Source organism: Thalassotalea piscium, assembly GCF_030295935.1.
GTDB classification, from domain to species: Bacteria; Pseudomonadota; Gammaproteobacteria; order Enterobacterales; family Alteromonadaceae; genus Thalassotalea_B; species Thalassotalea_B piscium.
The window spans coordinates 3,874,802-3,886,952 of sequence record NZ_AP027362.1 but is presented as its reverse complement, the minus strand read 5'-3'; the positions used below and the strand labels follow the sequence as shown (position 1 = coordinate 3,886,952).

Sequence of the window (12,151 nt, the reverse complement as noted above, 5' to 3'; positions counted from 1 at the left end):
ACAGTCAAATACAAGGCATTTATTTTCATAACTAGTTGCTCTAATTATAAAATAAGTAACGCAGTAGTTGATTGTTTTAACCAGTAGAAATGATCATATAATTAGTGAGATTGGTATAATACCAATTAATCAGTTGGATATTAAGATGCTATCGGTGTTCACCGCTGATTTTCATCATTTATTTAATTGTAGGTTAGGATTTATGCTATCAAATAGCTGATTAGATAATTAGCGTAATTGATGGGCTAAAGCCCAACCTACAAAAAATTAATACCCTTCTTAATGTTCAAACTATTAATACCATTAATTAACTTGGTATAACTATATTTAACGGAATTTATATGGCTCTTTCAGTTGTTATTCTTGCAGCGGGTAAAGGTACTCGCATGCGTTCATCACTTCCTAAAGTACTTCACCCTATTGCAGATAAACCAATGGTAAGCCATGTGATTAATGCTGCGAGGGTATTAAATGCTGAGAATATCTATGTGGTATATGGCTTTGGTGGAGATGTTTTAAAAACTGAAATTAATGGAGACGACTTAACTTTTGTTGAACAAAAAGAGCAGTTAGGCACAGGCCATGCGGTTGACATGGCGTCTCCATTTATTAAAGATGACGAAGATGTGTTGGTACTTTATGGTGATGTACCTCTAACTCAAGTTTCAACACTTGAACGCTTGTTAGCAGCCAAACCAACAGATGGCATGTCACTATTAACGGTTAATTTAACCGATCCAACCGGCTATGGTCGTATAGTAAGAAATAATGGCCAAGTAGTGGGTATTGTAGAGCATAAAGATGCAACACCTGAGCAACATAAAATATCAGAAGCAAATACCGGGATATTATTAGCCAATGGTAAGGATCTAAAAAAATGGTTAGCAAATTTATCAAATGATAACGCTCAAGGTGAATATTACTTAACAGATATTATCGCTGCTTGTCATAACGAAGGTAAAACAATTGCTACCGCGCACCCTGATTCTGAAATTGAAGTGGAAGGTGCGAATAATAGGCTACAATTAGCTGCTTTAGAACGTGCTTTTCAATTAAGGCAAGCTGAAGCATTAATGCTAGCAGGTGCAAGCCTTAGAGATCCAAATAGAATAGATATTCGTGGCAAAATGCTAATTGGTGAGGAAGTATCAATTGACATTAACTGTATATTTGAAGGTGAAGTAGTACTTGCAAACAACGTTAATGTAGGTGCAAATTGTATATTGAAAAACTGTACAATTGGTGAAAATACTATAATAAAGCCTAACTCAATAATTGAAGGCGCAGTAATTGGTGACGAATGCTCAGTTGGGCCTTTTGCTAGAGTTCGTCCAGACAGTATTATGAACCGAGATTCTCATATTGGTAATTTTGTTGAAATGAAAAAATCTACCTTAGGTGAAGGAAGCAAATCGGGCCACTTAACTTATCTTGGTGATACAACGGTTGGCAAAAATGTAAACATAGGCGCAGGTACTATTACTTGTAACTATGACGGCGTTAATAAGTCGCAAACCATTATTGATGATAACGCCTTTATTGGTTCTAATAGTTCACTCGTTGCGCCATTATTTGTTGGTTCTTTTGCCACTATTGGTGCAGGTTCTGTAGTTACCAAAGATGTTGAAAATAGTGAACTAGCAATAGCTCGGGGCAAACAGAAAAATATAACGGGTTGGCAACGCCCCAGTAAGAACTAATCAAAATGGTAATATTTTTTAAATGGGTAATCATTGTGCTTGGCATTTTTTGTCAAGCGCAAGCGTATCAAAATCCATTACGTATTGTTGCAGATGACCGTAAACTTTTACAATACCCTTTTGAAGGACATGCTAAAGGGCCAAGTGCTGAAATACTCCAATTATTACTAGAAGAAGCAGAGTTAGAAGGTGAAATAGAGTTTATGCCTTGGTCTAGGGTATATAAAACAGCCTTAACTCGACCTAATACTCTGATAATGACAATAATAAGAACACCAGCTCGAGAAAATAAGTTTCAATGGATAACTAAAGTAAGCGATACCGTATACTCTTTTACTTCTAAAATAGCGAGCGTATATGATTATGCAGATACTTTAACAATTGCTAAGAAGAGAGTTACAGCTGTAGTTAGAGGGTCTAGCGGGTATAACTATTTAATCCGTAAGGGCTTTAGTGAAGAAGAAAACCTCTACTTAGTTGGAAGTGTTGAAACAGCAATAAAACTATTAAATAATAATAAAATAGACTTTGTTTTTGATACTCCTGCAGTCTTTATAAACTATTACGCACAAAAAGGTTTAAATAGTGATGACTTTGTTAAGCATCACTTTATTCAAGAAACTAGAAAATCTGGCTATATCGCGTTAAGTAATAATTCTGATATAAACTTATTAGAAAAATTGAGAAAATCACAAAAGATAATAGAAAAAAAAGCCGAATACAAACAACTTATAAAATTTAGGCCTCTGATCTCAGAATCAACTAGATAACCTATTTGGACTATGGCTAGCAAGATTCTCTGCCCGCTTTCTCAACGATCATAATCGTTTTGTGTTAAACTGTTCAAGTCGTCGTTACAAAACGATGACCGCACAATATTCAAATTTCTCTTCTCGGATTAGCACCCCTTCAAGATTTTCTTAAAAATAACGTTTTTAAGAACGTCGATCATGCTTGTAAACCGAATTATTAATCATTGAACTTCTTCGTAAGCAAGCAATAGGAAAAACAATGGACACTCTAAGGTTAGGAGTTATCGGCACATCTAAAAAAATAGATGAACGTCGCGTTCCAATTCATCCTGAACATTTAATAAGACTACCAGAGAAAATACGAAAACAGTTAACATTTGAACTAGGCTATGGCGAACCATTTGGTTGGTCAGACTTACAACTATCAGAAATAATAGGTGGAGTAGCGTCAAGAGACGAATTGCTCGAAACTATGGATATTTTAATAGTGTGCAAACCCGTATTAGCAGACTTCGAACAACTTAAATATAAAGGGGTTTTATGGGGTTATCCACATAGTGTTCAGCAGCAACAAGTAGCACAAACAGCGATAGATCGTGAGCAAACTATAATTGCATTTGAAGATATGTTTGTTTGGGGTCCGCAAGGACAAGTAGGCCGACATACTTTTTACAAAAACAATGAAATGGCCGGTTATTGTGGCGTGTTGCACGCTTTGCAACTAAAAGGGATTGATGGTCATTATGGTAACCAACGTAAAGTACTTATTTTTAGTTTTGGCGCTGTTAGCCGAGGCGCAATTTATGCGTTAAAAGCGCACGGATTTAGAGATATTACTATTTGTATTCAACGACCTGATTACGAAGTAAGAGAAGAGGTGCTTGATTGTCATTATGTAACGCTTAGAGCAGGGAGAAAAAATGAAGCAAGGATGATAATAGTTGAGCATGATGGAAAAGAGCGACCACTATCTGAGCTTATCAGCGAGTCAGGTATTATTGTAAATGGCATATACCAAGACACTAATTACCCAGTTAACTTTGTGACAGAAGCGGAAAAAAATTGTCTTAGACCAGACAGTTTAATCATAGATGTTAGTTGCGATGAAGGTATGGGGTTCTTTTTTGCTAAGCCAACAACATTTAAAGCACCAATGTTTAGGGTTGAAAGCATTGATTACTACGCTGTAGATCATACACCTAGTTATTTATGGGAAAGTGCATCACGTTCAATATCTGCTGCACTGTTATCACATTTACCTTCTGTTGCTGCAGGGCATGATTCTTGGCAAAAAAATGAAACAATTCGTCGGGCTATTAATATTGAACAAGGGCATGTGTTAAAAAAAGAAATTTTAACATTCCAAAATAGAATGAGTGAATACCCTCACCTAATTACATAGCCATTTAAATAGGCTTGGGGTGTTAATGTTGCCCCAACCCTTTAAGTAAAGTATTAACCTGAATTCGGCATAAGCTAAGTACACCAAAGCTACGATTTTTATGCGTATCTGTGTTGCCTGTATGGACGTAGGTACTTGGTTTTTGTCTGGAACTAAAAAAACGTTAATTTGCTACTAATAGACGGCTATTTGGCAGACAAAACTTATAGCATTGGTAGTAAACTTGCACTTAGTACTAAGGAAGAAATAATCTACAATATTGCAAAGTATGACTTTTATATGCTTTAGGTGTACATCCACTATCCCGAGTTCAGGTTAACCTAATTTAAACCGACTGACAGAGCTGTTTAGTTCTTGAGCTAACCCTAAAATAGTGCTTGCATCAGAGCCGTTATTTTTTGCCACTTGATAGTTACTTGAGGTTTGATCTGAAAGCTCAGTAATGTTTTTACTCACATCCTCCGCAACTTGGCTTTGTTCTTCTGTTGCTGTGGCTGTTTGAGATGATGCTTCAATTACATTTTGTGAAGCAGTAGAGATTTTAGCAAAGGCATCAAGAGTTCTTTCAGATAAATCAACACTTGTTTTAGTAGCTTCATTACCCAAATTAATCGCCGTAACCGCTTCTTTTACGCCTTTTTGTAGGGTTTCAATCATTACTTGTATATCTTGAGTCGACTGTTGAGTACGTGCCGCTAATGTTCTTACTTCATCAGCAACAACTGCAAAGCCTCTACCTTGTTCTCCAGCCCTAGCGGCTTCTATTGCAGCGTTTAATGCTAATAAATTTGTTTGCTCAGCAATACTTCGTATAACATCAAGTACCGAAGCAATATCAGAAGAGTTTTCTGAAAGCTTTAAAATAACATCAGTTGCGTTCTTTACTGTATCAGAAAGCCCTTGAATTTCTTTAACTGCTTCACCCGTTATTTGAGTGCCATCTGCGGTTAGTAAATTAACTTTATTTACTTCTTCTGCAGTTAAATTAGCGTTTTGAGCGACTTCTTTAATAGCGTAAGACATCTCATTAATGGCCGTTACTATGGCATCAACAGAGTCAGTTTGTTTCAAGCTAGTGCCTTCAATTTGGTGAGCACCATCATTAAGCTTGTTTACACCTTCGATAACAGCATTAGTTTGTATAATAATTGATTGTATTAACTCTGCTAATCCATCAATAAAGTTATCAAAGCTATTTGCAACGTCCCCTATTTCATCTTTTCTAGTGCTATTAATGCGTTTGGTAAGATCACCATCACTAGTGTTTAATGCGTTTAGCTGTTTTGTTAAATTATCTAATGCATCAGCCATTGCCTTTGGTGCAAAAATACCTAAAGAAACCGTTAATAAAATAACAATTATACCAATTTCATTAATTAAGTGATCTATTTTATACGCAGTGAAAACAGTTAAATACAAGGCATTTATTTTCATAACTAGTTGTTCTAATTATAAAGTAAATAACGCAGTAGTTGACTGTTTTAGCCAGTAGAAATGATCACATAGTTAGTGAGATTGGTATTATACTTACTATGGTTAATATAAATTGACCGCGGTTGACTGAGGTTAATGTTTCTTCATGTACAGCAGCACTTTTTTTATCGGCAAGTTCACCAGCTAAATTGTAAAAACCTCTAAGCGCTTCAAATAACTTATTTGAATCACCATTACTTAGTTGTTTAGCTTGTTCAATTTTTCCTTGTTGAACATTGTCTTTAAATTCAACAATATAATGGTTTACTTGCTCAGAATTGCTTTCGTTTGAAATAGCCTGCAACTCAGCAACTCTGGCTTGATATAAGTCTCTGTCGGCATTTAATATTGCAGAAATACCAGGGTTGAACGTTTTACCAAACAAGTTCATGCCGTGCTGAGTTTTATTAATTAAATTAAAGTTCATTAATACAAGCACAATAAAAAACAAGGCGATTATACTAAAGGCGGCAGTATATCTTACCCTTATACTATTTAAATTCATTTTTTAACCCTTTAAATATACTGTTATTAAAATAAATATAGTTAATAAAAATTAAAAAGCATAAGAAATAAATTATTGATTAAATTAGCAGAAAACCTATAATATCTTTCGTTTTGAAATTTAAAGTGGTCAATCGAAAGGTATGTCTAAAAGAAACACTAAACAACGCCGCCATATTATCATTACTGACCTGAACCAACATGGTGAAGTAAGTGTTGACCAGTTAGCGAAAAAGTTTGAAACATCTGAAGTAACAATAAGAAAAGATTTAGCCGCGTTAGAAAACAGTGGTTTACTGTTAAGACGATACGGTGGTGCAGTTTCATTACCAACTGAACTGATAGAGCCTAAAAATGAAAAGGTTTCGAAACGAAAGGTTGCTATTGCAAAAAAAGCGGCAAGTTTAATTAGAGATCATAACCGTATTATTATAGACAGTGGCAGTACTACTTCGGCATTAGTAAAAGAACTTGGTAAGAAAGATGGCTTAGTAGTAATGACTAACTCATTAGCCATTGCGTCTGATATTCATGCATTGGAAGATGAACCCACATTATTGATGACCGGTGGAACGTGGGATCCTCATTCCGAATCATTTCAAGGAAAAGTTGCAGAAAGTGTATTGCGCTCTTATGATTTTGATCAATTATTTATTGGTGCTGATGGCATAGATATAGAACGTGGTACTACAACATTCAACGAGCTTCTAGGGCTTAGCCAAGTAATGGCTGCGGTATCAAGAGAAGTTATTGTAATGATTGAGTCAGAAAAGTTTAACCGAAAAATCCCTAATTTAGAAATACCATGGACACAAGTTCATACTTTAATAACAGATGACGACCTTTCATTAGAAATAAAAGAAAAGCTAATAGCGCAGGGCGTTAATTTAGTTTGTGCTAAATAGAGTAACAACACCCCAATTAATAAGGATTACAAAAATGTGTGGAATTGTAGGCGCTGTAGCACAGCGTGATGTAGCAGATATATTAGTAGAAGGCTTAAAGCGATTAGAATATCGCGGCTATGACTCTGCTGGCGTTGCAATAATAAATAATAACAAAACACTACAACGCGCGCGCCGATTAGGTAAAGTACAAGAATTAGCTGATGCACTTAAAAATGAACCATTATCTGGCGGTACCGGCATAGCGCATACACGCTGGGCAACTCATGGCGCACCAAGTGAAATTAATGCTCACCCTCATGTATCGAGTGAGAATATTGCTGTTGTACATAACGGCATTATTGAAAACCACCAAGATCTGAAAGAAAAACTACAAGCATTGGGCTATCACTTTTCTTCTGAAACAGACACTGAAGTCATTGCGCATTTAGTACACCATGAATTAAAAACAGCCGCTACTTTGGTTGCTGCAGTACAAGCGACAGTTAAACAGCTAGATGGCGCGTATGGCACAGTTGTAATGGACAGCAATGATAATACTCGTCTTGTTGTTGCACGTTCAGGCAGTCCTTTGGTAATTGGCTATGGTTTAGGTGAGAACTTTATTGCCTCAGACATGATGGCGTTATTACCCGTTACTCGTAAGTTTGCTTTTCTTGAAGAAGGCGATGTGGCAGAAGTTACTCGCTATGACGTTAATGTATTTGCCGAAAATGGTGAAGCAGTAACGCGTGAAGCTAAAGAGCACGACATTAGCCAAGACAGTGGTGATAAAGGTGAATACCGTCACTACATGTTAAAAGAAACGTATGAGCAACCTACTGCAATTCGCAATACATTAGAAGGACGCTTAGTTGGTGGTAAGTTAGATAATAATAGCTTTGGCGAAGGTGCCGACGATATTTTTAAAGAAATTGAACATGTACAAATTATTGCCTGCGGTACCAGTTATCATTCAGGCATGGTTGCGCGTTATTGGTTAGAGGCTATGGCTGGTGTTTCATGTAATATTGAAATAGCGAGCGAGTTTAGGTATCGCAAATCTCATGTGCCAAAAAATGCGCTTATTGTCACTATTTCTCAATCAGGTGAAACTGCTGATACCCTAGCAGCATTACGTTTAGCTAAAGACTTAGGTTATCGTGCTAGCTTAACCATTTGTAACGTACAAGGCTCATCACTAGTACGTGAATCAGACTTGGCATTTATGACCAAAGCAGGTGTAGAAATAGGTGTAGCATCAACTAAAGCATTTACCACACAGCTTGTTGGTTTACTCATGATGACACTAGCGATTGGCCAACATCATGGAATGACTGAGCAAATGCAGCAAGACATCGCCCAATCATTAATGATGCTGCCAAATAAACTTGATGAAGTGCTAGCCTTAGCTGACTCTATTGAAGACTTAGCGGAAGACTTTGCTGATAAAAACCATGCATTATTTTTGGGTCGAGGCGATCAGTACCCAATAGCAATGGAAGGTGCTTTAAAGCTAAAAGAAATATCATACATTCACGCTGAGGCTTATGCTGCAGGCGAATTAAAGCATGGCCCGTTAGCGTTAATCGATGCTGAAATGCCGGTTATTGTAGTTGCACCACAAAACGACTTGATTGAAAAACTTAAATCAAACGTTGAAGAAGTACGCGCCCGAGGTGGTTTAATGTACGTATTTGCTGATACAGACGCTAAATTCGAAAGTGATGACACCATGACAGTAATTAACGTACCGCACTGTGACGATATAATAGCCCCGATTGTGTATACTTTACCGTTACAGCTACTTTCATATTATGTTGCCATTATTAAGGGCACAGACGTTGATCAGCCAAGAAACTTAGCCAAATCAGTCACCGTTGAGTAAGGTAGCTTTTCGTTAACTAATGTTGATGTCACATACAAACTAAGTTGGAAAGTTATAAACAAGGATGGAAAGTGACAAACAAAGTTGGAAAGTAGATCTTCGTAAAAAAGCAGGCCGCAAATTATAGGCCTGCTTTTTGTTGTGCTAGTTAATTGGTTGGTAACCCAAGTTTGTCAAAGAAAGCTCTATTTCTCTCTTTTGCAGCCTTAACGAGTTGGTCAAAAGTTATAACTTCAATGTAAGCATGAGATGGTTCGTTATATCCAAAGTAGCCCATTCCGTCCGAAGTAATCCTCAAGTTTGCTCTGCGACATCGCTTGTGCATCGACTCAGTTAAGTCACAAAGTACGTAGCAATAACCAGGAATGTCATTATTTCCAGGGATTGGGCGACCTGATTTAGTTGTTACTTTTCCCTCGCGAACTTTTTCCAAGTAACTTAATGCTTGGTCTATTGGATCTTTGTCTTCACCTTCTCGCATATCGTTGCGCATTGGGCGTTTTATCTCTATTACCGTAATGGCAGCCAAAGGGAAACTTGTTTGATCGTTAACTAGAATAGGGTTATCGAAAACTCTCAAGCTAAGAAGATCTGGCTCCTTCTTAGAGTCATTATCTGTGATTGGCATAGCATTGAATGTTTTGTCGGAAGCTAAATAATTATGGAATGCTAGCCTTTCATCTATAAGCCATAGGTTGCTTGAATCAAACAATACTTCACTAGAGTCTTTTCTCATTGGCATAATCAGTTCGTGAATCAAATCTTCACGGGCGTATTTACCACTATCTAGACGCTCAATAGACTTTTGGAGTAAATCAATAATGACTTTTCGATGCGAGACGTAATTGGCAAGATCTGATTTCTTTAAGTCTTCAGCTCTTTGCAGGTATTCACCAAGCTTCACTTTATATTCTTCAATATGATCCTCATTGTGAGGTTTCATGATGTCATGCCCGTCACTGACTAACTGGCTTTCAACTTCGTACCATTGTGCATGAAGATGTAACTCTAACTCTTTATCTGACTTATCGGGATCAACAATCAATAGGTCTTCAGGTATATAATTTGCAATAGGCCTGTAACGGGGGGCATGATTATTGATGAAGTCTTCTACTCGTTTTCGGCCAGATTTTACGTTTTCCGCTAATACATCTTTTAAGTATTCTTTTGCACGAGCTAAGACAGCTTCTCTAATGTCTTTAAAGCTCACATCGTTTAGCATCCCTTCTACATCTTCGGCTATATCAAAAGATGTACGCTCACTTCGAACATGTTGATCTAGGTATTCTGAAGACACATAGCAAGTGTAGATAAAGTCACCAGTAGTATCTGAAATTTTCCCATATAAACCAGGAAGTTTACCCTGAATAGATTCTTCTTTAACAAGTCTATTCGCAGCGCAAAGAGCCAATTGGTGTTTTTTGTTAACCGACGCACGAAATTTTATGTGGGTCAATTCGAAAGCATATTCACGAACTTTAATTGTTTCAGTGGATGCACTTGAATGCATATGTTCTTCTAATAGCTTATCTAGGTCGAAAACTTCTCCATTGTCCTCAACCTGTATATTCGGTGCACTGCCTTGACGTACAAAATACCAGAGTACATGTTCAAGCAGCTGGTTTGCGATGGATACGCCTTTGATAGGAGCTTGTTTTCGATAACTGTCATCGAAGCCAACGAGTTTTATCTTTGTACCAGTATGGCTTTGGGTCGCAGACGATACTGTTTCTTGGTGGACACCAAGTTTTGCATCAAAGTTGAACTTTCGTAGTTTAAGCTCACCTTCATCGCTTACAAAGTGACTTTGTACTTCAACCAAATCAAATACCTTCAGCCACATCAGTCGTCCAACACCACGGCACCCTTTAGCAATTTTGTGATCTGAATCGAGCGTCTCAAAAGACCTGAAGTTATCTTCATCAAAGCCACAACCATTATCAACGATAGTGAAACCCACTATAGGAGGTAAAGACTTTATATCTAGGTTGAGGCTGTTCTGCGGTGAACGGTTAATCTGAAGTGTAACCTTGCGATTTGTGGTTGCCCCTTTTTCTTCAATAGATTGAATTGAATTCACTACAGCTTCGAACACTGGCATAAGACCGTGACTTTTTGGCAAAGATGTATTCCGTAAACGGCCTTTTAAATTTGTTTGCAAGCTCATAAGCTAGTGTCCTTGTCGCTATCGCTGTCATTACCGAGGAACTCGTGTAATTGTTTTAATTTGAGGAGTAGCTCATCGAAGGTAATAATTTGTACGTTTTTTGAATTACGGCGATATATCTCGAAAGACTTTATCTCGTCGTCATTCACAGGCAGTCTTCCAATAATTAAAATGCAATGCACTGCATAAGACTCTATATCATACAGTCGATTATTGTTTTTTATTGTGGCGATGTTTTGTTGAAGTTGATAGCACTGATCGAGTACTTGAGTCACTGAGCCTGTTAGCTCTGTTGATGCGCAGTAAACAGAACCCCTATAGGCTGTTTTGTTCAACAATGCCGAAGACGGTTTCTTAATTTCAATCAGCGCAAGGTTATTTGTCATTCCATTTTTTATTAGGTAATCAGCAATCTTTTCACCGTCACCACTCAAGCGCTTTCCACCGATACTGGCTTGATCTGATATTTTTATTGCTGGGTAACCAAAAGCTAAGCTCAAAATAAATGGATTTTGATTAAACAATTCTTGCCATGTATCTTCTTTCGTTCTTTTATCAAGCAGCTCTGCATAGGAAGTAATCAGTCGCTCAAGTGATACAAGTTCGATATCACTTTTTAACTTAGCCAAGGTCACAGAGTCAGTTTGTTTTACCGCTGACTTGTCTTCTGTCACCATGTTCATGGCCGCTTGCTTATCACTATTCGTTATTTTTATCCTAAGCATTTTGCTAATCGCGTCGTTATTGGTAGGCAATGGTTTTTGCTCCACTCCTAATCGATAGGCAAGATGATTATATGTGGTTGCGGATTTTGTTATTCGGGCTGCTTTCCTAGCTCTTTCGGTAATGCGGTTACATGAGCAGCGCATTTCATCATAATCATTCATGTTTAGATGAAAATACTCATAATCTGAATCACCAGTTTCCTCAGAGCCTATCACAATACACTGGTGATCAGAATGGTCTTCAATAGCTGAAATGATCGCTTGATACTCTTTTGTTAACCCTAAGCCATATCGAATATCTTTTATGAAGCCTGCTGGTAGCATCTGTAATACATCTATGACTTCTTCTTTCGAATATGGAGCAGTGTCTATGTCTATTACTATGGTGATAACATTAATTTGCTCATACTTTTGTTTTAGGTAGTCCGGATGGGTTGGCAAGGTATATATGGGGTAGACAGAAATGTAATGATCCTGACCACTAATTTCGGCTATTTTTCTTTTGTGCAGACTTAAATCTTGGGTATCTAATCCAGCATCTTTTAAATCACTAATACTTGGTGTGTAAAAAACCTCAATACAATTCGGAAATACTTCTTCGATATCAATATTCAAATCTTCAGGCGTAAAATCCCCTGGTAATAACCTCGCCATAC

General features: G+C 37.3%; 9 protein-coding genes. 5 read left to right on the top strand and 4 right to left on the bottom strand.

The window, feature by feature from the left end:
* Positions 1-341: 341 nt before the first annotated feature.
* The 3 genes from glmU to QUD79_RS17335 all read left to right on the top strand — a co-directional run bounded on the left by glmU (position 342) and on the right by QUD79_RS17335 (position 3,854).
* The gene (glmU, locus tag QUD79_RS17345; protein WP_184424290.1) at positions 342-1,700 is read left to right on the top strand and encodes a bifunctional UDP-N-acetylglucosamine diphosphorylase/glucosamine-1-phosphate N-acetyltransferase GlmU; all 1,359 of its coding nucleotides are present in this window, start codon (positions 342-344) and stop codon (positions 1,698-1,700) included.
* 5 nt (positions 1,701-1,705) lie between these two features.
* On the top strand, positions 1,706-2,470 hold the full coding sequence (locus QUD79_RS17340) for a substrate-binding periplasmic protein (RefSeq protein ID WP_184424289.1): 765 nt from the start codon (positions 1,706-1,708) through the stop codon (positions 2,468-2,470).
* A 241-nt stretch (positions 2,471-2,711) separates the two neighbouring features.
* Positions 2,712-3,854: a N(5)-(carboxyethyl)ornithine synthase gene (locus tag QUD79_RS17335; protein WP_184424288.1), complete on the top strand. Its 1,143-nt coding sequence runs from the start codon at positions 2,712-2,714 to the stop codon at positions 3,852-3,854.
* Positions 3,855-4,169: 315 nt separating this feature from the next.
* On the opposite strand, the gene QUD79_RS17330 is transcribed toward QUD79_RS17335, so the two are convergent.
* Together QUD79_RS17330 and QUD79_RS17325 are read right to left on the bottom strand one after the other, a co-directional pair.
* Positions 4,170-5,288, bottom strand: coding sequence for a methyl-accepting chemotaxis protein (locus QUD79_RS17330; protein WP_184424287.1), 1,119 nt, complete (start codon positions 5,286-5,288; stop codon positions 4,170-4,172).
* A gap of 64 nt (positions 5,289-5,352) precedes the next feature.
* The gene (locus QUD79_RS17325) at positions 5,353-5,832 is read right to left on the bottom strand and encodes a hypothetical protein (RefSeq protein ID WP_184424286.1); all 480 of its coding nucleotides are present in this window, start codon (positions 5,830-5,832) and stop codon (positions 5,353-5,355) included.
* Between the two features lie 142 nt (positions 5,833-5,974).
* On the opposite strand from QUD79_RS17325, the gene QUD79_RS17320 reads away from it, so the two are divergent.
* Both QUD79_RS17320 and glmS read left to right on the top strand, forming a co-directional pair.
* Positions 5,975-6,736 (top strand): DeoR/GlpR family DNA-binding transcription regulator, encoded by a 762-nt coding sequence (locus QUD79_RS17320; RefSeq protein ID WP_184424285.1) that lies wholly within the window; start codon positions 5,975-5,977, stop codon positions 6,734-6,736.
* Positions 6,737-6,770: 34 nt separating this feature from the next.
* A complete protein-coding gene (gene glmS, locus QUD79_RS17315) occupies positions 6,771-8,603 on the top strand; it encodes a glutamine--fructose-6-phosphate transaminase (isomerizing) (RefSeq protein ID WP_184424284.1) in 1,833 nt (610 codons plus the stop codon).
* A 148-nt stretch (positions 8,604-8,751) separates the two neighbouring features.
* Here glmS and QUD79_RS17310 read toward each other — a convergent pair whose 3' ends face one another.
* Both QUD79_RS17310 and QUD79_RS17305 read right to left on the bottom strand, forming a co-directional pair.
* Entirely contained in the window at positions 8,752-10,704 is a 1,953-nt protein-coding gene (locus QUD79_RS17310; RefSeq protein WP_286289285.1) for an ATP-binding protein, read from the bottom strand.
* A gap of 62 nt (positions 10,705-10,766) precedes the next feature.
* A complete protein-coding gene (locus QUD79_RS17305; RefSeq protein ID WP_184424282.1) occupies positions 10,767-12,149 on the bottom strand; it encodes a Shedu immune nuclease family protein in 1,383 nt (460 codons plus the stop codon).
* Between the last annotated feature and the right edge of the window lie 2 nt (positions 12,150-12,151).